Raw genomic sequence first — 23,238 nt, 5'->3', positions numbered from 1 at the left:
CGATGGTACTGCCCGGGGGACTGGGTGGGAGAGTAGGACGCCGCCGGACACCATTTCCGAAACGGGGTCACAGCATCTGCTGTGGCCCCGTTTCGTGCATTCAGGACAAGGATCGTCCAAGCGACGCACCCCCGGTTGCCGGCACTCCGACGACGAGGGCGCGCCGCGCCTCTGGCTGCGTCAGCGGCGACGGTCGGGTGGGGCGGTGGTCGCGCCGACGTTGTCGGCGAGCCAGTCGTTGAGGGGCTTGAGGGCGCGCCAGGTCTTCCGGACGCGGTCGATGACTTCGCGGCTGTCCAACCAGTCCTCCGGGGTCCAGTGCGTGCCGCCGTGGATGCTCTTGTGACGCAGGAGCTCGATCCTCGGGTGGTCGGGCTCGTAGCCCCGTGGGGCGCGCTTGAGCTGCTCGCCGTCGACCGAGAGGCCGGCGCGGCGGATCTTCGCGACCAGCTGCTCCAGCTGTCCGCCGGGGAGGTCGTCGTCCACGGCGCGGCGGTAGCGCTCGACCTGGTCGGGCTGCATGCGCCAGCTGCCGCCGCGTGCGGTCAGTCCGTCGGCGGACACCTCGACGTACCAGGCGCCCGTGCCGGCCCCCTCGAGGTGCAGCACGGCACCCTGGTGGGTCTTGTAGGGGGTCTTGTCCTTGCTGAAGCGCACGTCCCGGTAGGGGCGGAAGAGCTTGGGCGTGCCGAACTCGGCCGTCAGCTCCTCGACCAGCGCCAGCATCGGACCGCGCACGTGCTCCTCGTAGGAGGCCTTGTGCTGCGTCCAGTAGGGCTTGCTGTTGTCCGCCTCGAGGCCCTCGAAGAAGACCAGACCCTCGTCGGGGAACCCGGTGAAGCTCATCCCAGCCCTTCGTCGTCGACCAGCGCGGCGTGCCACCGCTGCTCGTGGATGGTGGTGGTCCCGGCGTCCAGCGCGCGGGTCCAGCCGTCGACTGCCCACCCGGCGGACGTCAGGAACGCAGCCGTCACCTCGTCCGCCGTGGGCACCCAGACCTGCAGCCGGCGCACGCCGGTCGGCACCACCAGGTCGACGACGGCGGCCAGCAGCCGGCTGCCGTGCCCCCGTCGTCCCCAGCGGGGCTCGACGAGCAGGGCCTGCAGCTCCCCGGTGGGGCCGTCCGCGGACGACGCCTCACCGGGCTGGAGCTCGGCAGGGCCGTGCGCGAGGAAGCCGACGACCTCGCCGTTCTCGGTGGCCACCAGCACGCCGTGGCCCGGGGTGGGCGGCGTGCCGATCGAGTCGGCCCACCGGGCGGCGACCGCGTCGTCGTCCCACTCGTCGAGGACGGCGGCCGGCAGCAGCTCGCGGTAGGCGGTGCGCCAGGTGACCCGTTGCACGCGGGCGATGTCGGCCGCGTCGGTGGGGCGGGCCGGCCGGACGGAGGACTCGGCGCGTCCGGTGAGCTGCACCCCCGCACCCTAGGCGGCGCGTGCTGTCGGACCCCGGGGGCAGGATCGACCACGTGCACCATCTGCCCCCCGTCGAGCACCTCCCGGCCCCGTTGGCCCGCCGCATCGCGCTGGCCGCCCAGGGGCTGGCCGACGAGCGCCCGGTGACCGCCGCGGGCACCCGGCAGCTGCGGGCGCTGGTGGAGCGGCTGGCGGTGGTGCAGATCGACTCGGTGAACGTGCTGTCCCGCTCCCACTACCTTCCTGCGTTCAGCCGGCTGGGCGCCTACCCGCGCGAGCTGCTGGACCGGCTGCACGCCCCGCGGCACGACGTGTTCGAGTACTGGGCGCACGAGGCGTCCTACCTCCCGGTGCGGCTGCACCCCCACCTGCGGTGGCGGATGGCCGCGGCCGAGCAGCACGCCTGGGGGTCGATGCTGCGGGTGCAGCGGGAGCGCCCGCAGTACGTGGCGGAGCTGCTGGACCGGGTGTGCGAGACGGGCCCGCTGCGCGCCAGCGACCTGGGGGAGCAGCGGCCCAGCACCCCCGGGCAGATGTGGAACTGGCACCCGGGCAAGGCGGCCCTGGAGTACCTGTTCTTCGTCGGCGCGCTCACCGCCCGGTCCCGCACCGCCGGGTTCGAGCGGGTCTACGACCTCACCGAGCGCGTGCTGCCGGCCGCGGTGGTGGCGACGCCGACCCCGCCGCGGGCCGACGCCGTCCGCGAGCTGGTCCGCACGGCCGCCCGGGCACTGGGCGTGGCCACCGAGACCGACCTGCGGGACTACTTCCGGCTCCCGGTCGCCGACGCGCGCACGGCGGTGGCCGAGCTGGCCGAGGCCGGGGAGCTGCTGCCCGTCGAGGTGGCGGGGTGGAGCCGTCCCGGGTGGCTCGACCCGGCGGCGCGCCGGCCGCGGCGGGCCCGGGCCCGGGCGCTGCTGTCGCCGTTCGACTCGCTGGTCTGGGAGCGCCCGCGCATCGAGCGGCTGTTCGGCTTCCGCTACCGGCTGGAGATCTACACCCCGGCCGCGCAGCGGGTGCACGGCTACTACGTGCTGCCCTTCCTGCTCGGGGACGAGCTGGTGGCCCGGGTGGACCTCAAGGCCGACCGGGCGGCCGGCGTGCTGCGCGTCCAGGCCGCGCACGTGGAGGAGCACCACCCCGCGCCGGCCCTGGTCGCCGACGAGCTGGCCGCCGAGCTGCGGCTGATGGCCGGCTGGCTCTCACTCGACCGGGTCGAGGTGCAGCCGCGTGGTGACCTGGCACCCGAGCTCGCCCGGGCGGTCTGATCAGCCCGCCCGGCGCAGCCGGAGGTCGCCGGAGACCGAGCGCAACCGGACGGTCAGGGTCGCCGCGCCCTCGGCGTCGTCGTCCCCGGCGAGCTGGGAGTCCAGCCGTCCGCTGACGCTCTGCAGGTCCAGCCACAACCGGAGCCCGGGGGCCACGGCGACGGTGGCGTCCCCGGACACGGTGCGCAGCGCGACCTCGCCGCTGGTCACCCGGCCGACCGTCACGTCCGCGGAGGCGGTGGAGACGTCGACGTCCCCGCCCACGGCGCCCAGCCGGACCTCGCCCGAGGCCGTGGACACCGCGACCGACCCGGCGACGTCGTCCAGCCGGACGTCGCCGGACGCCGAGCGCACCCCGACGTCCCCGTGGACGGCGACCGCGTGCAGGTCGCCGCTGGCCGTCCGCACCTGCAACCCGGTGCAGGAGTCCACCCGCACGTCGGCGCTGGCCCCGGTGACCTCGACGTCGGCCAGCGGTCCGCGCAGGGTGCACCCGGCCGAGGCGACCACGGCGGTGACCGGGCAGCCAGCGGGCACCGTCACCGCCACCGCGAACCGCGGGCTGGACAGCAGGCGCGCGGTCGGCACGGCCACGACGAGGCGGGCCGGGTCGCGGAGCAGCTCCACCGACACCTCGTCGAGCAGCCGCTCGGCCGACCCGTTCAGCGGTTCGACGTCGACGGTCATCGCGGTCAGGCCCTCGACGGCGGTCACGGTGACCGTGCCGGCGGGGTTGCGGACCTCGACGGCCGGGGCGCTGCCGTCGGTGGGGAAGGACTCGCGGCGGATCGGCACGGGGACTCCAGGGGTGGTGGGCTCAGCTGCGCGCGAAGCCGGTGAACCGGCGACCCGGGCCGGGTCGCGGGGCGGACGGGGTGGGGGACTGCAGGCCGGCGGCGACGGCGCGCACCAGCCAGGTGTTCAGGGAGACGCCGGCGTCGGCGGCCGCGGTCTCGGCGCGGCCCTTGAGCGACTCGGGCAGCCGGAGGCTGATCCGGGCGACCGCGCCGTCGTCGTCGGGGTCGGCGGTCTCCTGGGCCGGCTCGGCGGGCGGGGCGGCCTGGGTCACCACGACCTCGGGGTCGCGGCCCCGGATGCGGACGTCCACCGAGGCGCCGTCCAGGGCGGCCGTGACCTCGGCGGCCATCGCGGCCAACGCGTCGGTGACCGCCAGCCGGACGGCGGGCTCGAGGGTGTCGGCGAGCAGCCGGGCGGTGGCCTGGGTCTGCTCGGTGCCGGCCGCGGCCGTGGTGCGCAGGTGGGCGCCGAGCGCGTCGACGTACTGGCTGAGGTCCATGCGGTGATCCTGCCGCCGGCTCAGCGGAGGCGGAGCACGCCGAGGTTGCGCTGCCGCCGCCAGGGCGACAGGAGGCGGGCGACGTCCCGGTCGTGGGAGCGGTCGGGGGTGCGGTCGGGGTGCCGCCGGGTGAGCTGGCTGCGCAGCTCCTCGACGTAGGGGTCGGAGGTCATGGCGTCAGCATGGCACCACCATGACGTCATGGCAACACCATCACGACATCGCCGTGGTGCGCGGCGCGGCCGCCGTAGGGTCGGCAGCCGTGCCCGACATCGCCCCGCTGACGGTCCAGGTGGTCGCCCAGACCCAGTTCACCCCGCCGGCCGAGGTGCCCTGGGAGACCGACGCGGACGGCGGGCAGGCCCTCGCCGAGTTCGCCGGCCGGGCCTGCTACCAGTCCTGGGGCAAGCCGAACCCGCAGACCGCGACCAACGCCGGCTACCTGCGGCACCTCCTCGAGGTCGGCCACCTGTCGGTGCTCGAGCACGGCACGGTGTCGATGTACCTCACCGGCGTCTCCCGGTCGCTGACCCACGAACTGGTGCGGCACCGGCACTTCTCGTTCAGCCAGCTGTCCCAGCGCTACGTGCCCGAGGGCGACGCCGCCTTCGTGGAGCCGGCCGCGATCGCCGAGGACCCCGAGCTGCACGCCCTGTTCACCGCGGCCGTGGACAGCTCGCGGCAGGCCTACGAGGCCCTGCTGGCGGGGTTGGAGGACCGGTTCGCCGACGTCCCGAACCCCACCCTGCGCCGCAAGCAGGCCCGGCAGGCCGCGCGGGCGGTGCTGCCCAACGCCACCGAGACCCGCATCGTGGTGACCGGCAACTACCGGACCTGGCGGCACTTCGTGGCCATGCGGGCCAGCGAGCACGCCGACGTCGAGATCCGCGACCTGGCCGTGCGGTGCCTGCGCGAGCTGCAGCGGGTGGCCGGCAACGTGTTCGGCGACTTCCGGATCAGCGCGCTGGCTGACGGCTCGGAGGTCGCGGCCAGCCCGCTGGTCGGCGAGGCCTGAGTCAGCGGGTCGGGACCGCCGTCCCGGCCGCGGTCCACAGCTGCTCGACCGCCGCCACGACGGCGGGCAGGTCGGCGGTGGCGTCCACCTCGGCGTCGACGTCGCGCACCGCCGCGTTCTCGGCGTGCAGCGCGTCGAGCTCGGGACCGGTCAGTGGTCCACCGACGGCGCGGGCCCGGGCCACCTCCAGCGGGACCCGCAGCGCCACGACGAACGGCGCTGCGGTCGACGTCCGGTACACCTCGCCCACCGGCCCGCGGACGACGTCGCACAGCACCACCTCGACCCCGGCCGCGGTGAACGACGCCGCCAGCAGACAGGCCTGGACGGCGGCCAGCCGGTGCTGGTCCTCCCCGGCGCCGGGCCGCCACGGCTGCACCGCCCCCGACCGGACCATCGCCCGGACGTCGGCCACCTCCACCACCGCGCACAGCTCCCGGGCCGCGGCGAGCGCGCCGGCGACCGAGGACAGGCCCGCCGCCGGGGACCCGGTGAGCAGCAGCGGACGGCGGAGGGGGAGCGGGGACATGCCCGGCATCCTGCCGGGAGGGACGGCGCGGCGCCCGACCGCGCTGGGTAGCGTGACGGTCATGCCTGACCCCGCGCGCCCCTTCGGTCGTGTGCTCACGGCCATGGTCACCCCGTTCACCGAGGACGGGTCGGTCGACCTCGCCGGGGCGCAGGAGCTCGCCGCGCACCTGGTCGACCGCGGTCACCACGACGGCCTGGTCGTCAACGGCACGACCGGTGAGTCGCCCACGGTGTCCGACGCCGAGCAGACCACCCTCCTGGAGGCGGTGCTCGACGCGGTCGGGGACCGCGCCGTCGTCGTGGCCGGCGCCGGCACCAACGACACCGCGCACTCGATCGACAAGGCGCGCGCCGCCGAGCGGCTCGGCGCGCACGGGCTGCTCGTGGTGACGCCGTACTACAACCGGCCCACCCAGCGCGGCCTGCTGGCGCACTTCGGCGCGGTCGCCGACGCCACCGACCTGCCGGTGATGCTCTACGACATCCCGCCGCGCTCGCAGGTGCCGATCGCCGTGGACACCCTGGTCCGGCTGGCCGAGCACCCGCGGATCGTCGCGGTCAAGGACGCCAAGGGGAACCTCAACGACGTCTCCTGGACCCTCGCCCGCACCGACCTGGCCTACTACAGCGGCGACGACGTGCTGAACCTGGCGCTGCTGGCCGTGGGCGCCGTCGGCGTCGTCAGCGTGGTCGGCCACGTGGTCGGCCCGCAGCTGGCCGAGCTGGTCGCCGCCGTCGAGGCCGGTGACCTGGTCCGGGCCCGCGCGGTCAACGACGCGCTGCTGCCGGTGTACGCCGGGATCATGGGCGGCGGCCAGGGCGCGATGATGGTCAAGGCCGCCCTGCACCTGCTCGGCCTGCCCGCCGGCCCGACCCGGCCCCCGCTGGTGGACGCCACCGCCGAGGAGGTCGCCCAGCTGCGGCGGGACCTCGCCGCCGGCGGGCTCCTGCGGTGACCACCCCGCGGACCGCCCCGCCGCCCCTGGCCGACGGCGGGCTGCGGGTGATCGCCCTGGGCGGGCTGGGCGAGATCGGCCGCAACATGGCCGTGATGGAGTTCGCCGGGCGGCTGCTGGTCATCGACTGCGGCGTGCTCTTCCCGGAGGCCGAGCAGCCCGGCGTGGACTTGATCCTCCCGGACTTCTCGGTGATCGAGGACCGGCTGGACGACGTGGAGGCCGTCGTCCTCACCCACGGGCACGAGGACCACATCGGCGCCGTCCCCTACCTGCTCCGGCTGCGCCCGGACATCCCGCTGGTCGGCTCCCGGTTCACCCTGGCGCTGGTGGCCGCCAAGCTGCGCGAGCACCGGATCGTGCCGCAGCTGGTCGAGGTGGCCGCCGGCGACCACCACCGCGCCGGCCCCTTCGACACCGAGTACGTCTGCGTCAACCACTCGATCCCCGACGCCCTCGCCGTCGCCGTGCACACCCCGGCCGGCACGCTGGTGCACACCGGGGACTTCAAGATGGACCAGCTCCCCCTGGACGGGCGGCTGACCGACCTCGGCGCGTTCGCCCGGCTGGGGGCCGCCGGCATCGACCTGCTGCTCAGCGACTCCACCAACGCCGAGGTGCCCGGGTTCGTCACCAGCGAGCGCTCCATCGGGCCGGTGCTGGACACCGTGTTCGCCGGTGCGCGGCAGCGCCTGGTGGTGTCCAGCTTCGCCAGCCACGTGCACCGCATCCAGCAGGTGCTCGACAGCGCGGCGCGGCACGGCCGGAAGGTGGCGCTGGTCGGCCGGTCGATGGTCCGCAACATGGGCGTGGCCCAGGAGCTGGGCCTGCTGCACGTCCCCGACGGCCTGCTGGTCCCGCTCGAGGAGGCCACCGCGCTGCCGGCCCACCAGGTGGTGCTGGTCAGCACCGGGTCGCAGGGCGAGCCGCTGAGCGCGCTGGGCCGGATGGCGGCCGGCACGCACGCGCACGTGACGATCCAGCCCGGCGACACCGTCGTGCTGGCCAGCTCGCTGGTGCCGGGCAACGAGACCGCGGTCTACAAGGTGATCAACGGGCTGGCCCGGCTGGGCGCGACCGTGGTGCACAAGGAGACCGCCCGGGTGCACGTGTCGGGGCACGCCCCGGCCGGGGAGCTGCGGCTGCTGCTGCAGGTCGCGCGACCCCGGCACCTGCTGCCGGTGCACGGGGAGTGGCGGCACCTGCGCGCGCACGCCGCGATCGCCGCCGAGGCCGGCATGCGGCCCGACCAGGTGCTGCTCGCCGAGGACGGCGTCGTGGTCGACCTGGTGGACGGCGTCGCCTCGGTCGTCGGCGCCGTGCCGGTGGGCAACGTCTACGTCGACGGCCTGGCCGTGGGCGACGTGGGGGAGGAGTCGCTGCAGGCCCGCCGGATCCTCGGCGACGAGGGCTTCGTGGCGCTGACCGTCGTCGTCGAGCCCGCCACCGGGACCGTCGTCGCCCCGGTCCACCTGTCCACCCGCGGGTTCTCCGACGACCCCGCGGTGTTCGCCCCGGTGCTGGAGCTGGTCGAGGAGGCGCTGCGCCGCACGCTGGCCGACGGCCCGGTCGACAGCCACCGGCTGGCCCAGGTGGTCCGGCGGACGGTGGGCGCCTGGGTGTCCCAGACCCACCGCCGCCGCCCGATGATCATCCCGACGGTCCTCGAGGTCTGAGCACCGCGGCCTACGGGCGGACGACCTCGATCGGCTCGATGCCCTCCTCGGCGGGCAGCTCGAACCCGAGCACCTGGGCGTAGAAGGACAGCTCGCCGTCCAGCGCGGCCCGGATGTTGGCCGCCTGCCGGAAGCCGTGCTGCTCGCCGGGGAAGAGCAGGTAGGCGTGCGGCACGCCCTTGTCGCGCAGCGCGGCGACCATCATCTCGGCCTGCTCCGGGGGCACCACCCGGTCCTCGGACCCCTGGAAGACCGCCAGCGGGGTGGCCAGGGAGTCGACGTGGTGGATCGGCGAGCGCTCCGTGTACACCTCCTCGCCGGCCGGCCAGGGCGCGATGAGGCCGTCGAGGTAGCGGGACTCGAACGAGTGCGTGTCGGCGGCCAGCGCGGCCAGGTCGGCGACGCCGTAGTGGCTGGCCCCGGCGGCGAACACCCCCGGCCGGAACGTCAGCGCGGCCAGCGTGGTGTACCCGCCGGCCGAGCCGCCGCGGATCACCGCCCGGGCCGGGTCCACCCGCAGCCGGTCCGGGGCGGCGTCGGAGGTCAGGTACCCGACGACGGCGACCACGTCGTCCAGGTCGGCGATGCCCCACCGGCCCTGCAGGGCGTCCCGGTAGGCCCGGCCGTAGCCGGTGGACCCGCGGTAGTCCACGTCGGCGACGGCGAACCCGCGGGAGGTCCAGTACTGCACGCCCAGGGTCAGCACCGGGGACGCCGCGGCGGTCGGACCGCCGTGCACGACGACCACCAGGGGCGGCAGCTCCCCGGCCGGTCCGGTGACCTCGGGGTTGGTGGGCGGGTAGACCAGCGCGTGCGCCTCGGTGACGCCGTCCAGGTCGGTGCTGGGGAACACCACGTGCTCGGGCCGGGAGAACCGGGCCTCGTCCAGGTCCTGGGGGGCCGGCCGGAGCACCTCGACGTCCCCGCCGTCCACGGGCACCCGGACCACCTCCGGCTTGGAGGTCGGGCCGCCGGCAACGCAGACCACCGCGGTGCCGTCGGCGCGGAGCTGGCCGAAGGAGGCGTAGCGGGTGGGCAACTCGCGCGGGCCGCCGGGCTCGAGCACGGCCAGCCGGTCGGCGCCGTCCCGCCCGTAGGCGACGACGAGCCGGCCGTCGGCGAGCTCGGCGTACCGGCTGGCGCCGAACACCCACTGCGGCCCGGCCATGTCGCCGCCGGGGTCCAGCAGCAGCTCGGGCTCCCCGCCCGGCCGCCACCGGTACAGCGCCCAGACCCCGGTGCGGTCGGCGAAGAACAGCAGGGACCCGTCGGCGGCCCACGACGGCTGGACGACGGACTCCCCGTGACCCCCCGCCACCACGGTCTCGGTGCCGTCGGCGGCGCGGACCACCAGCTGGGCGGCGTCCCAGGGCATGTCCGGGTGCTGCCACTGCAACCAGCTGAGCGCGCCGTCGGGTCCGGTGCGCGGGTCGGACACGAAGTCCGGGCCGCTGACCAGGACGGCGACCGTGCCGTCGGGGGCCACGGCGACCACCTCGTGGACCACCTCGGCCGAGGCGCCGGAGGCCGTGTGGGTCTCCCGCACGCAGAGCACCTGGCCGCCCGGGGTCACCGCGAGGTCGGCGAAGCGGACCCCGGAGGGGATGTCCGGCGCCGCGCTCAGGGGCTCGGGGTCGGCCCCGGGGACCACCCGGTACAGCCGCTGGTCGGCGAAGTCGGTGAAGAACACCGTGCCGCCGTCCACCGTCCACGAACCGCCGCCGTACTCGTGCACCCGGGTCCGGGCGTTCCACGGCTCGGGCAGCAGGTCGGTGGTGGTGCCGTCGGCCGCGCGGTGCACCAGCACCGTCCGCCCGCCCTCGGCGGCCCGGGACTCGGCCCACCACACGCCGTCCGACGTCACCGCCACCTCGCCCAGCCGCGCCGCCGCCCGGACGACGAGCTCGGACGTGATGGGGGTGGGCCAGGAACCGTAGGGGAGGGTCTGCATGCCCTGTGACGCTAGTGCGGTGGTGCAGACACGCACTCCCGCCTGCCACACGGGCACCACGCACGCGATTACCGTCGGCGACATGCCTGCGCGCTCGACGACCTCGAACCGACGGCCGGCGGCCGGCGGTACGTCGCGCAGCCGTCCGGCCACCACAGCCGCCAAGAAGAAGGCGCCTGCCAAGCGGGCGCCGGCCAAGCGCGGCGCGACCACCGCCGCCCGCCGTCCCGCCCCCAAGCGCCGGTCGGTCGGCGCCGGTCTCTGGGGTGCGGCCAGCGGCACCTGGTCGCTGCTGGCCCGCGGCGCCGGCGGGCTCGCCCGCTCGGTCGCCCGGCCCGACGAGACCGAGCCCCTGGCCCCCGAGCACCGCCGCGACGGGGTCGGCCTCGCCGTCCTCGGCCTGGCGATCGTGCTGGGCGTGACCGCCTACGTCGGCGACGTCGGCCCGGTCGGGTCGGGCATCGTCGGCGCCTTCCGCTGGGCGTTCGGCGCCCTGACCTACCTGCTGCCGGTCGTCCTGCTGCTGGCCGCGCTGCGGTTGCTGCGGCACGGCCCCCGCCCCGAGGCGCGCGGCCGGCTGATCATCGGCTGGATCTGCGTCGTCCTCCCGGTCCTGGGCATCGCCCACCTGGTCACCGGCTCGCCCACCGGCGAGGACCGCGACGGCGGCGGCGGCACGGTCGGCTGGGCCATCGGCAACCCGGTCGGCGCGGGAGTCGGCACGGCCGTCGGGGTGGCCTTGTTCCTGCTCGTGGTGTTCTTCGGCGTCCTGGTCGTCACCGCCACCCCGGTGCACCAGGTGCCCGAGCGGCTGCGCGGGTTCCTCGACCGGGTCACCGGCCGCGGCGAGGACGAGTACGACGACGAGGAGTACGAGGACGACGAGTTCGTCCCCGACCTCGGCCTGGACGCCGACCCGCCGGCGCCGCGCAGCACCCGGCGCAGCCGCGCGCAGGCGGCCATGGCGGCCCTGCAGTCCGGCGCCGACAGCGCCGAGACCGGGATCATCGACACCGGGGACGTCGACGGCGCCGGCGACGCGGTGGCCGTCGAGCCGACCCCCGGCACCGAGCTGCGGCGCATGCCCGTGGTCGACCGCACCATGCGCCAGCCCGAGCCGGAGCTGCCGCCGATCACCGAGCCCGAGCAGATGGTCATCCAGCCGGTGGAGGGCGACTACGTCCTGCCGTCGCTGAACTCGCTGCGTGCGGGTGACCCGCCGAAGGCCCGCTCGAAGTCCAACGACATCGCCATCGAGGCGATCACCGGCGTCCTCGAGCAGTTCAACGTCGACGCCGCGGTCACCGGGTTCACCCGCGGCCCGACGGTCACCCGGTACGAGGTGGAGCTGGGCCCGGCGGTCAAGGTCGAGAAGATCACCGCGCTGGCCCGCAACCTGGCCTACGCCGTGGCCAACGACAACATCCGCATCCTGGCCCCGATCCCCGGCAAGTCCGCGGTCGGCATCGAGGTGCCCAACCTGGACCGCGAGAAGGTCAGCCTCGGCGACGTGCTGCGCTCCGGGGCGGCCAAGCAGGACCCGCACCCGATGCTGGTCGGGCTGGGCAAGGACATCGAGGGCGGGTTCGTCTGCGCGAACCTGGCGAAGATGCCGCACCTGCTGGTCGCCGGCGCCACCGGCGCCGGCAAGTCCTCGTGCGTGAACTCGCTGCTGACCTCGCTGCTGCTGCGGGCCACCCCGGACCAGCTCCGGATGATCCTGATCGACCCCAAGATGGTCGAGCTCACGCCCTACGACGGCATCCCGCACCTGATCACGCCGATCATCACCGACCCCAAGAAGGCCGCCACCGCGCTGGCCTGGCTGGTCGAGGAGATGGAGCAGCGCTACCAGGACATGAAGTCCACCGGCGTCCGGCACATCGACGACTTCAACCGCAAGGTCGAGCGCGGCGAGGTCACCGTGCCCCCCGGCAGCGAGCGGGTCTACCGCCACTACCCCTACATCCTGGCGATCGTCGACGAGCTGGCCGACCTGATGATGGTCGCCGCCCGCGACGTCGAGGAGTCGATCGTCCGGATCACCCAGAAGGCCCGTGCGGCCGGCATCCACCTGGTGCTGGCGACCCAGCGGCCGTCGGTGGACGTCGTCACCGGGCTGATCAAGGCCAACGTGCCCTCGCGGCTGGCCTTCTCCACCTCCAGCCTCACCGACAGCCGGGTCATCCTCGACCAGCCGGGTGCGGAGAAGCTGATCGGCATGGGTGACGCCCTGTTCCTGCCGATCGGTGCGGGCAAGCCGCTGCGCGTGCAGGGCGCCTTCGTCTCCGACGCCGAGATCGAGGCGGTCGTCGAGTTCACCAAGCGGCAGGCCGAGCCCGAGTACCGGGAAGAGGTCTTCACCGCCGCGGCCGGCGAGAAGAAGGAGATCGACGAGGACATCGGCGGGGACCTGGAGCTGCTGGTCCAGGCCGTCGAGCTCGTCGTCACCAGCCAGTTCGGCTCGACGTCGATGCTGCAGCGCAAGCTGCGGGTCGGCTTCGCCAAGGCCGGCCGGCTGATGGACCTGATGGAGAGCCGGGGGATCGTCGGGCCGTCGGAGGGATCCAAGGCCCGCGACGTGCTGCTCAAGCCCGACGAGCTGGAGAGCACACTCTTCCTCCTGCGCGGCGGCAGCGACGCCTGACCGGGCGCCTAAGCTGATCCGGTGACTGCTGTGCCCGCTCTGCCCCTCGCCGACCTCCCCTCCGGTGCCACCAAGGTGGCCATGGTGACCCTGGGCTGCGCCCGGAACGAGGTCGACTCCGAGGAGCTGGCCGGTCGGCTGGCCGCCGACGGCTACGAGCTGGTGGCCGACGCCGCCGACGCCGACGCCGTCCTGGTCAACACCTGCGGGTTCATCGAGACCGCCAAGAAGGACTCCGTCGACGCCATCCTCGAGGCCGGGGACGGCGGGGCGCACGTCGTCGCCGTGGGCTGCATGGCCGAGCGGTACGGCAGCGAGCTGGCCACCGCCCTGCCCGAGGCGACCGTGCTGGGCTTCGACGACTACTCGGCGATCGGGGACCGGCTGGACGACGTCCTGGCCGGGCGCCCCCTCGCGCCGCACACCCCGCGCGACCGGCGCACCCTGCTGCCGATCAGCCCGGCCGACCGCACGCGCGCAGCGGTGGCCCCGACCGCCCCGGCCATCCCGGGCCACGACTGGCTCAAGCGCACCCGGCTGACCAGCGGCCCGGTCGCCTCGCTGAAGCTGGCCTCGGGCTGCGACCGGCGGTGCGCGTTCTGCGCCATCCCGTCCTTCCGCGGCGCCTTCGTGTCCCGCCCGGTGGGCGAGGTGCTGGGCGAGGCCCAGTGGCTGGCCGGGCAGGGCGTCACCGAGCTGGTGCTGGTCAGCGAGAACTCCACCTCCTACGGCAAGGACCTCGGCGACCTGCGGACGCTGGAGAAGCTGCTGCCGCAGCTGGCCGCGATCCCGGGGCTGTCGCGGGTCCGGGTGGCCTACCTGCAGCCGGCCGAGCTGCGACCGGGGCTGCTGGAGGTCATCGCCGCCACCCCCGGGGTGGCGCCGTACTTCGACCTGTCCTTCCAGCACAGCTCGCCGACCCTGCTGCGCCGGATGCGCCGGTTCGGCGGCACCGAGGACTTCCTGGGCCTGGTCGACCGGGCCCGGGCACTGGCCCCGGACGCCGGGTTCCGCACCAACGTCATCCTCGGGTTCCCGGGGGAGACGCCAGCCGACGTGGACGAGCTCGAGCGGTTCCTCGTAGCCGCCCGGCTGGACGCCGTCGGGGTGTTCGGCTACTCCGACGAGGAGGGCACCGAGGGCGCCCGCCTGGACGGCCACCTGCCGCAGACCGAGGTCGACGCCCGGGTCGCCCGGATCACCGACCTGGTCGAGGAGCTCACCGCGCAGCGGGCCGAGGAGCGGGTCGGGTCGACGGTGCAGGTGCTCGTCACCGAGCGCCAGGACGACGGCAGCTGGGCCGGCCACGCCGAGCACCAGGACCCCGACGCCGACGGCACGACCACCGTCACCGGCGTCCCGCTGGACGCGGTGCCGGGCCAGGTCGTGGCCGCCCGGGTCACCGGCACCGAGGGCATCGACCTGGTGGCGGCGTGCCTGGTCGAGGCCGGCGCGGGCACGGGAGCCGGTCCGGGGGTCGCATGAGCAGCACCCTGCCCGACCCGGCCGCCACCCCGCCCCAGTCGGTGCGGCTGGTGAACCTGCCCAACGCCCTGACCGTGCTGCGGCTGGCCGTGGTGCCGCTGTTCGCCTGGCTGCTGCTCGCCGACGGCGGCATGGACACCAGCCGGCGCTGGTGGGCGACGCTGTTCTTCGCCGGCGCGATCATCACCGACCGGTACGACGGCATGATCGCCCGGCGCACCAACCAGGTCACCGAGTTCGGCAAGCTCGCCGACCCGATCGCCGACAAGGCCCTCACCGGCGCCGCGCTGGTCGGGCTCTCGGCCTTGGGCCTGCTGCCCTGGTGGGTGACGCTGGCGATCCTGGTCCGCGAGCTGGGGGTCACCCTGCTGCGGTTCTGGGTGATCCGGCACGGGGTGATCGCGGCCAGCCGCGGGGGCAAGGCCAAGACCGTCGTCCAGGCGCTGGCGATCGGGCTGTACCTGATGCCGCTGACCGGGGTGCTCGCCTCGGTCCGCTGGTGGTCCATGGGCGTGGCGCTGGTGCTCACCCTGGCCACCGGGCTGGACTACGTCGTGCGCGCACTGCGGCTGCGGCGCACGAGCGCCCGGGCGATGCGCAACGCCGCCGCCCGCCGCGCCGCCGCGGCCGACCACGGGTCCGACGGGACCGGTCACCGCACCGACACCGCGGCCTGAGGCGCCCCCCGGAACGTGCGGGGGAGCGGCGACGTTGTGCCGTGAGCGGACGCGCCCCGTCCGGACAGGTCGCGACCGGCCCGCGGGCGTACCGTGGGAGCAGGACCACAGATCGGGACAGGAGACGGCGATGACGCTGCTGCGCACCCAGCTCGGCACCACCCTGCGCGGCCACCGGCTGCAGCAGCGACGGACGCTGCGCGACGTCTCCGGCGCGGCCCGGGTCAGCCTCGGGTACCTCTCCGAGGTCGAGCGCGGGCAGAAGGAGGCCTCCTCCGAGCTGCTGGCCTCCATCTGCGACGCCCTCGACGTGGAGCTGGCCGACCTGCTCGCGCAGGTCAGCGACGACCTCCGGTCCGGGTCCCCCCGCCGCGAGGTCACCCCGCTGGTGCCCGCCACCCCGGCCGAGCAGCCCGCGCCGGCCGCCGAGCCGGCCCTGGCCCTCGTGGGTGCGCCCCGCCGCCGTCGCGACCCGGTCTCCCTCGCCGCCTGATCCTCAGCCCGCGAGGGCGGCCGCCAGGTCCGGGTCGAACTGGCCGGCGACCGTGCCCGAGCCTGTCCCGCAGTCGCCGTCGGACTCACCCGGCGGCTTGATCCACAGCAGCGCGTCCACGTCGTCCCCGAGGTCCGGGTCGGTGGTCGGGTGGTCGCCGACCCGCTGGTCCGCCGCGTTGCACCACTGCGTCGTCCCGGTGCCGTTGCGGCTGGTGTCGACCACCAGCCCCAGCTGCTGACCGGTCCGCCCGGCGACCACCTCGGCGGTGGCCCGGCCGAAGGCGAGCGCGTCGTCGGTCGGCGTGTGGGCGGAGACGCCGAGGGCCAGCCCGCGGGCGTCGGCCAGGCCGGAGGCCAGCAGCCGGTCGGCCAGCTCCTCGGGGGTCACCGCCCCGTTCGCCGGGGAGCCGTCCAGGTAGACCTCGGCCTGCGGGGCCAGCGCGGCGAGGGTCGCGGTGGCGTCGGCCAGCAGGTCCTGCCGCTCGAGCGCCGCGGCCGCGGTGAGGCAGTCCAGGTGCACCAGGGAGTCCGGCTCCAGCACCACCACGACCTTGCGCGGTCCGATGCCGGCGGCGACCGCCGCGATCCAGGCCCGGTAGGTCGCCGCGTCCGGGGCGCCGCCGGCCGAGAACTGCCCGCAGTCCCGACCCGGGACGGCGTAGGCCACCAGCACCGGGGTGGCCCCCGCGGCCGCGGCGGCGTCGACGAACCCGGCGACCTCGCCGCGGGTGGCCGGGCCGGTCTCGGTGAACCAGCGCGCGACCGGCTGCGCGGCCAGGTCGGCCACCGCCGCCCGCCGCGGGTCCTGCGGGTGCGCGGCCACCCAGAGCGCGGCGAGCGCGTCCGGGTTGCCGAACAGCGGGCGCCCCGGGGCCAGGGCCGGGTCGGCGGCGTCCGCCGGTGCTGTGGTGCCCGGCTGGGCCCGGGTGGGCAGCCCCACCGCGCTGCCGGCCAGCAGGCCGGCGAGCAGGGTCAGGACGAGGACGGCGCGGTGCACCCGACCTCCCGACCCCGACCGGCGGGCGGTCCGCCGAGCCTGTCCACGGTAGGGGCCCGGCGGGCCGACCGGGGCTGTGCGGCGGGCGGGACGACTCGGACGGGTGGGGCGACACGAGCGGTGCTCCGGCCCCACGTCCTTGACCCTCGGTGATCGGGATGGGACACAGTGTGGGTGAATCCGCTCCCGCTGCCCGACCGGTACTCACCGCGCACCATCGAGGACACCGGCACCGTGCTCACCGCCGCACCCCCGACCGGCTCGCGCGCCGAGGAGACCGGCCGGCACGCCACCGTCGTGCTGGGCGAGCTCCCGCTGCTGCGGCCGCCGGCCGGGACGACGACGAGCGGGCACACCCGGGCCGGGGCCACCCTCGCCCGCACCCGGCGCGGGCTGCTGGCCGGCGCGGCCGTCGCGTTCGCCGAGCACGGGCTCAAGCGCGCCACCATGCAGCACGTGGCCGCAGCCGCCGGGGTCGCCAAGGCCACGCTGTACAACCACTTCCGCACCAAGGACGACGTCGCCGCCGCCCTCGTCGAGGCCGAGCTGGCCCGGCTGGCCGGCCTGGCCGCCGGGCTGCCCCGGGAGCGGGCCCTGCTCGCCCTGGCCGAGGAGGTCGGCGGCCACCCGGTGCTGCGCCGCCTGGCCCAGACCGAGCCCGAGGTGCTGTCCCGGCTGCTGCAGCGGGCCGACGACGGCCGTTGCGCCGCCCGCCTCGGCTCGGCCCTGTTCGTCGACGACGACACCGCGGCCGTCGTCCTGTCCTGGCTGGTCGGGCTGGTCCTGCGCCCGGGCAGCGCCGAGCAGCGCGCGCGCCAGGCGGCGACCGTCGCCCGCGTGGCTGCCGCCGGCTGACCCGACGGGGTAGCTTCCCGCGCGTGCGGTACCTGTTCCGGCCACCGGCAGACGAGGCGGCGTCCCTGCTCGCCCTGCCGTGGGAGCAGCCGCTGGCCGAGTGGGACGAGGCGCTGCTGCTGTCGGTGCCCCAGCGCGGCATCTCCCGGCACGTGGTGCGGTTCGTCGCCGCGGAGGGCAGCGTCTTCGCGCTGAAGGAGATCGCCGAGCCGCTGGCCCGCAAGGAGTACGCCCTGCTCGGTGAGTTCGTCGCGGAGGGCCTGCCCTCGGTGTCGGCGCTGGGCATCTGCGTGGAGCGCCCGGCCGACCAGGAGGCGATCCTGGTGACCCGCTACCTCGAGTACTCGATGTCCTACCGGCACCTGTTCTCCAGCGCGCGGACCCAGTACTCCACCTCCCAGCTGCTGGACACGATGGTCGTGCTGCTGGTGCGGCTGCACCTGGCCGGCGTCTTCTGGGGCGACTGCTCGCTGTCCAACACGCTCTTCCGGCCCGACGCCGACGGGCTGACCGCCTACCTCGTCGACGCCGAGACGGTGGAGCGCCGTCCCGAGCTCAGCCCCGGCATGCGCCGCTACGACGTCGACCTGGCCCGCGAGCGGGTCGGCGCCGAGCTCATGGACCTGCAGTTCGGCGACCTGCTGCCGGCCGGCATCGACCCGGTGCTGGTGGCCGAGTCGCTGCCCCAGCGGTACGAGGCGCTCTGGGACGCCGTCACCCGCACCGAGGTGTTCCGGACCGACGAGCAGCGCTACCGGGTCGCCGAGCGGCTGCAGTGGATCAACGACCTCGGGTTCGACGCCGGCGAGCTCGAGCTGGTGCACACCCCCGACGGCGTCCGGATGCGGGTGCAGACCCGGGTCTCCGAGCCCGGGCAGCACCGCCGGGAGCTGCTGCGGCTGACCGGTCTGGAGGCGCAGGAGAACCAGGCCCGCCGGATGCTCAACGACCTGCGCAGCTACCGGGCGTGGCTGGAGCAGGAGAGCGGCCGCCCGGTGCCGGAGGCCGTGGCCGGGCACCGCTGGATGGCCGAGGTCTACCTGCCCGTGGTGGAGGCCGTGCCGCGCCACCTGGCCGGGCGGGTGGCCCCGGCGCAGATGTTCCACGAGGTGCTCGAGCACCGCTGGTTCCTGTCCGAGCAGGCCGGCCGGGACGTCGGGACGACGGCCGCGCTGGCCTCCTACCTGGACTCCGAGCTGCCCCGCACCCCGGTCGAGATGACCACCCCCGCGGTGCTCGCGGCGGGCGACGAACCTGGGTCGCCCACCCCCTCCTGAGCGGCTCGGGTAACGGGGCTGCAACGGTCCTGATCTCGGTTTGACACCCCACGTGGCCTGGGCCACAGTCGCCACATAGCTGGTGATCATGCATCGCCGGACCGTCCGCGGCCGCCGTGCCGCCCGACCCATCGGAGGCGCTGCCGCGTGCCGAGGACGACGAGAACCAGGGTCCGGTCCAGGGCCAAACTGCTCGGGGCGGGTGCGGCCGCGGTCGTCGCCGCCTCCGGGCTGGCCGCGTGCGGCAGCAGCGATTCCGGTGTGCCGGAACTCGTCTGGTACACCAACCCGGACTCCGGCGGGCAGGCCGAGCTCGCCTCCCGCTGCACCGATGCAGCCGAGGGTCGCTACACGATCACCACGTCGGTGCTGCCCCGCGAGGCCTCGGCCCAGCGGGAGCAGCTGGTGCGCCGGCTGGCGGCCAACGACTCCTCGATCGACATCATGAGCCTGGACCCGCCGTTCATCCCGGAGTTCGCCCAGGCCGGCTTCCTGGCCCCGGTGCCCGAGGACGTCGCCGGCCGGGTCACCGAGGACGTCGTGCAGTCCGCGATCGAGGGCTCCACCTGGGACGACGAGCTCGTCGCCGTCCCGTGGTGGGCCAACACCCAGCTGCTCTGGTACCGCACGTCGGTCGCCGAGGCCGCCGGGCTGGACATGAGCCAGCCAGTCACCTGGGACCAGCTCATCGCCGCCGCGCAGGACCAGGACGTGCTGCTGGGCGTGCAGGGCATCCGCGCGGAGGCGCTGACCGTGTGGTTCAACGCGCTCATCGAGAGCGCCGGCGGCTCGATCATCGCCGAGAACTCCACCGACCCGGAGCAGATCCAGCTCGGCCTGACATCGGAGGCCGGCATCCGGGCCGCCGAGGTCATGCGGGACATCTCGAACTCCGGCCAGGTGGGCCCGGCGCTGTCCACGGCCAACGAGGACTCCACGGCCACCGGCTTCGAGTCCGACCAGGGCGGGTTCATGGTCAACTACCCGTTCGTCTACCCCCGCGGCCTGGCCGCGGTCGAGGCGGGCACGCTGGACCAGTCCGTGGTCGACGACTACGCCGCCGCCGTCTACCCCCGGGTCGACGAGGACACCGAGGCCGCCCCGCCCTACGGCGGGATCAACCTGGGCATCGGCGCCTACAGCGAGCACACCGACCTGGCCTACGAGGCCACGGAGTGCATCACGTCCACGGAGAACCAGGCCTACTACTTCGTCAGCAACGGCAACCCGGCCTCGGACACCGCGGTGTACGACGACCCCGCCGTGCTCGAGGAGTTCCCGCAGGCGCCGGTGATCCTGGAGTCCCTGGAGCTGGCCGCGCCCCGGCCGCAGACCCCGTACTACTCGGAGGTCTCCGGCGGGCTCCAGCGCGAGTACCACCCCACCGCCTCGATCGACCCGCAGCAGACGCCGCAGGACGCGACCGAGCTCATCGAAGCCGTCCTGCGGAAGGAGCAGCTGCTGTGAGTACGACGACGCTGCCACCGGCCCCGAAGACCGAGCCGGTCTCCAAGCCGAAGGCCCTGATCAGCGACCGCGCGAAGGCCGAGCGCAAGCTCGGCTGGATGCTGGCCGGACCGGCGCTGGCGGTGATGCTGCTGGTCACCGCGTACCCGATCGCCCAGGCGTTCTACGACTCGCTGTTCGACTACCGGCTCACCGACCCGGACAACCGGTCGTTCACCGGGTTGAGCAACTACGTGGTCATCCTCACCGACTCGCTGTGGTGGACCGCGATCGGCGTCACCGCCCTCATCACCGTGGTCACCGTCGCCGTCGAGCTGGTGCTCGGCTTCGCCCTGGCGATGGTGATGAACAAGGCGCTGCAGGCGATCCGGCCGTTCCTGCGGGCGGTCATCCTCATCCCCTACGCCGTCATCACGGTGGTGTCGGCCTTCGCCTGGCAGTTCGCCTTCGACATCGACACCGGGTTCATCAACAGCTGGTTCACCTGGCTGCCGGGTGTCTCGGCCGACACCGACTGGTTCGGCGACACCGGGACGTCGCTGTTCGTCATCTGCCTGGCCGAGATCTGGAAGACCACCCCGTTCATCTCGCTGCTCCTGCTGGCCGGTCTGGCCCAGGTGCCCGAGGTGCTGCAGGAGGCCGCCCAGGTCGACGGGGCCACCTGGTGGCAGCGGATGCGCCGGGTGACCCTGCCCAACATGAAGGCCGCGATCATGGTCGCGCTGCTGTTCCGCACGCTGGACGCCTTCCGGGTCTTCGACTCGATCTTCGTCATGACCGCAGGGGCCAACAACACCGAGTCGGTGTCGTTCCTGGCCTACCGGCAGACCATCTCCCGGCTGGAGATCGGGCTGGGCTCGGCGGTCTCGGTGCTGCTGTTCCTGGTCGTGGTGCTGATCGCGTTCATCTTCATCAAGGGCTTCAAGGTCGACCTGGCCCAGGCACGAGGGGACGGCTGATGTCGACGAAGGAGAAGAGCTGGTGGATCGTCGCCGGCGTCGCGATCGCCCTGTACGCGCTCGCGCCGATCGCCTGGATCGTGTCGCTGTCGTTCAAGGCGCCCAGTGACCTGGCCAACGGGTCGTTCCTGCCGACGGTGTTCTCCACGGAGAACTACGGGCTGATCCTGGACGGCGAGGCCAGCGACCTCTTCCTGCCGGCGCTGCGCAACTCGTTCGGCATCTGCCTGATCGCCACGTTCATCAGCTGCGTGCTGTCGATGTTCGCCGCCTACGCGATCGCGCGGCTGGACTTCCCGGGGAAGAAGTTCATCCTCGGGACGGCGCTGGCGGTGGCGATCTTCCCGGTCATCTCGATCGTGACGCCGCTGTTCAACCTGTGGCGGCAGATCGGGCTCTACGACACCTGGCCCGGGCTGATCATCCCGTACCTGTCGCTGACCCTGCCGCTGTCGATCTGGACCATGTCGGCGTTCTTCCGCGAGATCCCCTGGGAGATGGAGCAGGCCGCGCAGGTCGACGGCGCGACCACCTGGCAGGCCTTCCGCAAGGTGATCGTCCCGCTGGCGGCACCGGGGGTGTTCACCACCGCGATCATCGCCTTCTTCATCGCCTGGAACGACTTCGTGTACGGCATCTCGCTGACCTCGACCGGCGCCTCCCGCCCGGTCCCGGCGGCGCTGGGCCTGTTCTCCGGGGCCTCGCAGTTCGAGGACCCGACCGGTGCGATCGCCGCGGCCGCCGTGATCGTCACGATCCCCGTCGTCGTCCTGGTGCTGATCTTCCAGCGCCGGATCGTCGCGGGGCTGACCAACGGCGCCGTCAAGGGCTGACCGGCCCACCACCCAGCCCGACCCCCGACATCGCAAGGAGTCCACGATGGCCTCGATCGAGATGAAGAACATCGTCAAGAAGTACGGCGACGGGTTCCCCGCCGTGAACGACATCAGCCTGGACATCGCCGACGGCGAGTTCATGATCCTGGTGGGCCCGTCCGGCTGCGGGAAGTCGACCCTGCTGCGGATGATCGTCGGCCTGGAGGACATCACCTCCGGGGACATGATCATCGGGGGCGAGCGGGTCAACGACAAGGCGCCGCGCGACCGCAACCTGTCGATGGTCTTCCAGAACTACGCCCTCTACCCGCACATGAGCGTGTACGAGAACATCGCCTTCCCGCTGCGGCTGGCCAAGACCCCCGACGACAAGGTCGACCGCCTGGTCAAGGAGGCCGCCGACGTCCTCGAGCTGCACGAGCACCTCGAGCGCAAGCCGGCCAACCTCTCCGGTGGGCAGCGCCAGCGGGTGGCCATGGGCCGCGCGATCGTCCGGCAGGCCGAGGCCTTCCTCTTCGACGAGCCGCTGTCCAACCTGGACGCCAAGCTGCGCGGCCAGATGCGCACCGAGATCGCGCGCCTGCAGCGCCGGCTGGGCATCACCACGGTCTACGTCACCCACGACCAGACCGAGGCCATGACCCTCGGCGACCGGGTCTGCGTGCTGCGCAAGGGCTCCATCCAGCAGGTGGCCTCGCCGCGCGAGCTCTACGAGCAGCCGGTCAACCTGTTCGTGGCCGGGTTCATCGGCTCCCCGCCGATGAACTTCCTGCCCGCGACCGTCGACGGCGCCACGCTGACGACGCCCTTCGGCACCATCGAGCTCGACGAGAAGCGGGCCGCCGCGGTCGCCGGGCACGAGCTCCTGCTGGTGGGCATCCGGCCGGAGTACTTCGAGGATGCGTCGCTGGTCGACGAGGCCAAGAAGCACGTGGGGACGACGTTCACCGCCAAGGTCGACGTCACCGAGTGGCTGGGGGACCAGCAGTACGCCTACATCCCCTACGACGCCCCGGACGCCATCCGCACCCAGCTGCGGGACCTGTCCCGGGAGCTGGACAGCGAGGAGCTGCGCACCCAGGCGATCGTGTCCATCGACTCGACCAGCCGGATCCGCGAGGGCCGCGACGCCGAGTTCTGGTTGGACACCCGCAAGGTGCACGTCTTCGACCCGGAGACCGGCGACAACCTGACCCGGGACGCCGAGGCCGGCGCCGAGCTGACCCGGATGGCCACCGAGGACCGCGAGGAGCAGGTGGCCGAGGCCGCCGGCGGCCTGACCGGCGAGCGCTCGGGCTCCGGCGCGGGCACGGGCAGCACCGCCGCCTGACCGGCACCGCACCGCACGACACCGCACGCACGAGGGCCCCGCACCGGACGGGCGGGTTCTAACGGTCGCTGCAACACCCGAGCACTTCGGGAGTTGCAGCGACC

22 protein-coding genes are annotated in these 23,238 nt (G+C 74.2%); 14 read left to right on the top strand and 8 right to left on the bottom strand.

Features of this window, described 5'->3' with window-relative positions:
- Positions 1-180: 180 nt before the first annotated feature.
- Both UXQ13_RS22475 and UXQ13_RS22470 read right to left on the bottom strand, forming a co-directional pair.
- A complete protein-coding gene (locus UXQ13_RS22475) occupies positions 181-846 on the bottom strand; it encodes a DUF2461 domain-containing protein (protein WP_225234995.1) in 666 nt (221 codons plus the stop codon).
- Positions 843-1,415, bottom strand: coding sequence for a GNAT family N-acetyltransferase (locus UXQ13_RS22470; RefSeq protein WP_225234996.1), 573 nt, complete (start codon positions 1,413-1,415; stop codon positions 843-845). The genes UXQ13_RS22475 and UXQ13_RS22470 overlap by 4 nt, the downstream gene beginning before the upstream one ends.
- A 53-nt stretch (positions 1,416-1,468) precedes the next feature.
- On the opposite strand from UXQ13_RS22470, the gene UXQ13_RS22465 reads away from it, so the two are divergent.
- On the top strand, positions 1,469-2,683 hold the full coding sequence (locus tag UXQ13_RS22465) for a winged helix-turn-helix domain-containing protein (protein ID WP_336393025.1): 1,215 nt from the start codon (positions 1,469-1,471) through the stop codon (positions 2,681-2,683).
- Here the strand turns inward: UXQ13_RS22465 and UXQ13_RS22460 are convergent, their stop codons facing one another.
- From UXQ13_RS22460 to UXQ13_RS22450, 3 genes are read right to left on the bottom strand one after another with little or no spacing between them, the layout of a single operon-like run.
- On the bottom strand, positions 2,684-3,478 hold the full coding sequence (locus UXQ13_RS22460) for a DUF4097 family beta strand repeat-containing protein (protein ID WP_336393024.1): 795 nt from the start codon (positions 3,476-3,478) through the stop codon (positions 2,684-2,686).
- Between the two features lie 22 nt (positions 3,479-3,500).
- The gene (locus UXQ13_RS22455) at positions 3,501-3,980 is read right to left on the bottom strand and encodes a toxin-antitoxin system HicB family antitoxin (protein WP_225234999.1); all 480 of its coding nucleotides are present in this window, start codon (positions 3,978-3,980) and stop codon (positions 3,501-3,503) included.
- A gap of 20 nt (positions 3,981-4,000) precedes the next feature.
- On the bottom strand, positions 4,001-4,153 hold the full coding sequence (locus UXQ13_RS22450; protein ID WP_225235000.1) for a hypothetical protein: 153 nt from the start codon (positions 4,151-4,153) through the stop codon (positions 4,001-4,003).
- Between the two features lie 89 nt (positions 4,154-4,242).
- Here UXQ13_RS22450 and thyX point away from each other — a divergent pair, with 89 nt between their 5' ends.
- A complete protein-coding gene (thyX, locus tag UXQ13_RS22445; protein WP_336393023.1) occupies positions 4,243-4,995 on the top strand; it encodes an FAD-dependent thymidylate synthase in 753 nt (250 codons plus the stop codon).
- A gap of 1 nt (position 4,996) precedes the next feature.
- On the opposite strand, the gene UXQ13_RS22440 is transcribed toward thyX, so the two are convergent.
- On the bottom strand, positions 4,997-5,524 hold the full coding sequence (locus UXQ13_RS22440) for a hypothetical protein (RefSeq protein ID WP_336393022.1): 528 nt from the start codon (positions 5,522-5,524) through the stop codon (positions 4,997-4,999).
- A 61-nt stretch (positions 5,525-5,585) separates the two neighbouring features.
- On the opposite strand from UXQ13_RS22440, the gene dapA reads away from it, so the two are divergent.
- Together dapA and UXQ13_RS22430 are read left to right on the top strand one after the other, a co-directional pair.
- On the top strand, positions 5,586-6,482 hold the full coding sequence (gene dapA / locus UXQ13_RS22435; protein WP_336393021.1) for a 4-hydroxy-tetrahydrodipicolinate synthase: 897 nt from the start codon (positions 5,586-5,588) through the stop codon (positions 6,480-6,482).
- The gene (locus UXQ13_RS22430; protein ID WP_336393020.1) at positions 6,479-8,158 is read left to right on the top strand and encodes a ribonuclease J; all 1,680 of its coding nucleotides are present in this window, start codon (positions 6,479-6,481) and stop codon (positions 8,156-8,158) included. Before dapA ends, UXQ13_RS22430 begins: the two co-directional genes overlap by 4 nt.
- Positions 8,159-8,168: 10 nt before the next feature.
- Here the strand turns inward: UXQ13_RS22430 and UXQ13_RS22425 are convergent, their stop codons facing one another.
- Entirely contained in the window at positions 8,169-10,109 is a 1,941-nt protein-coding gene (locus UXQ13_RS22425; RefSeq protein WP_336393019.1) for a S9 family peptidase, read from the bottom strand.
- Positions 10,110-10,191: 82 nt separating this feature from the next.
- Between UXQ13_RS22425 and UXQ13_RS22420 the strand changes: the two genes are divergently transcribed.
- The 4 genes from UXQ13_RS22420 (at position 10,192) to UXQ13_RS22405 (ending at position 15,411) form a co-directional block, all read left to right on the top strand.
- On the top strand, positions 10,192-12,756 hold the full coding sequence (locus UXQ13_RS22420; RefSeq protein WP_336393018.1) for a DNA translocase FtsK: 2,565 nt from the start codon (positions 10,192-10,194) through the stop codon (positions 12,754-12,756).
- 30 nt (positions 12,757-12,786) lie between these two features.
- Entirely contained in the window at positions 12,787-14,241 is a 1,455-nt protein-coding gene (gene rimO, locus UXQ13_RS22415; protein WP_336393017.1) for a 30S ribosomal protein S12 methylthiotransferase RimO, read from the top strand.
- Complete coding sequence (gene pgsA, locus UXQ13_RS22410) at positions 14,238-14,918, top strand: CDP-diacylglycerol--glycerol-3-phosphate 3-phosphatidyltransferase (RefSeq protein ID WP_336393016.1); 681 nt, start codon at positions 14,238-14,240, stop codon at positions 14,916-14,918. The genes rimO and pgsA overlap by 4 nt, the downstream gene beginning before the upstream one ends.
- Positions 14,919-15,048: 130 nt before the next feature.
- Positions 15,049-15,411 carry a helix-turn-helix domain-containing protein gene (locus UXQ13_RS22405; protein WP_336393015.1) on the top strand — a complete coding sequence of 121 codons (363 nt, stop codon included), beginning with the start codon at positions 15,049-15,051 and terminating at the stop codon, positions 15,409-15,411.
- 3 nt (positions 15,412-15,414) lie between these two features.
- On the opposite strand, the gene UXQ13_RS22400 is transcribed toward UXQ13_RS22405, so the two are convergent.
- Complete coding sequence (locus tag UXQ13_RS22400) at positions 15,415-16,410, bottom strand: glycoside hydrolase family 6 protein (protein WP_336393014.1); 996 nt, start codon at positions 16,408-16,410, stop codon at positions 15,415-15,417.
- A 174-nt stretch (positions 16,411-16,584) separates the two neighbouring features.
- Here UXQ13_RS22400 and UXQ13_RS22395 point away from each other — a divergent pair, with 174 nt between their 5' ends.
- The 6 genes from UXQ13_RS22395 (at position 16,585) to UXQ13_RS22370 (ending at position 23,134) form a co-directional block, all read left to right on the top strand.
- Positions 16,585-17,265, top strand: coding sequence for a TetR family transcriptional regulator (locus UXQ13_RS22395; protein WP_336393013.1), 681 nt, complete (start codon positions 16,585-16,587; stop codon positions 17,263-17,265).
- Between the two features lie 23 nt (positions 17,266-17,288).
- Positions 17,289-18,542 carry a DUF4032 domain-containing protein gene (locus UXQ13_RS22390; protein ID WP_336393012.1) on the top strand — a complete coding sequence of 418 codons (1,254 nt, stop codon included), beginning with the start codon at positions 17,289-17,291 and terminating at the stop codon, positions 18,540-18,542.
- Positions 18,543-18,803: 261 nt separating this feature from the next.
- Positions 18,804-20,009 (top strand): extracellular solute-binding protein, encoded by a 1,206-nt coding sequence (locus UXQ13_RS22385; RefSeq protein WP_336393011.1) that lies wholly within the window; start codon positions 18,804-18,806, stop codon positions 20,007-20,009.
- Positions 20,006-20,968, top strand: a complete 963-nt coding sequence (locus UXQ13_RS22380) for a carbohydrate ABC transporter permease (RefSeq protein ID WP_336393010.1) — start codon at positions 20,006-20,008, stop codon at positions 20,966-20,968. Before UXQ13_RS22385 ends, UXQ13_RS22380 begins: the two co-directional genes overlap by 4 nt.
- On the top strand, positions 20,968-21,801 hold the full coding sequence (locus UXQ13_RS22375) for a carbohydrate ABC transporter permease (protein WP_336393009.1): 834 nt from the start codon (positions 20,968-20,970) through the stop codon (positions 21,799-21,801). Before UXQ13_RS22380 ends, UXQ13_RS22375 begins: the two co-directional genes overlap by 1 nt.
- A gap of 46 nt (positions 21,802-21,847) precedes the next feature.
- Positions 21,848-23,134 (top strand): ABC transporter ATP-binding protein, encoded by a 1,287-nt coding sequence (locus UXQ13_RS22370; RefSeq protein ID WP_336393008.1) that lies wholly within the window; start codon positions 21,848-21,850, stop codon positions 23,132-23,134.
- Positions 23,135-23,238: the final 104 nt, after the last annotated feature.

This window comes from Klenkia terrae (assembly GCF_037083865.1).
GTDB lineage: Bacteria > Actinomycetota > Actinomycetes > Mycobacteriales > Geodermatophilaceae > Klenkia > Klenkia terrae.
This window is presented reverse-complemented; position numbering and strand designations above follow the sequence as displayed.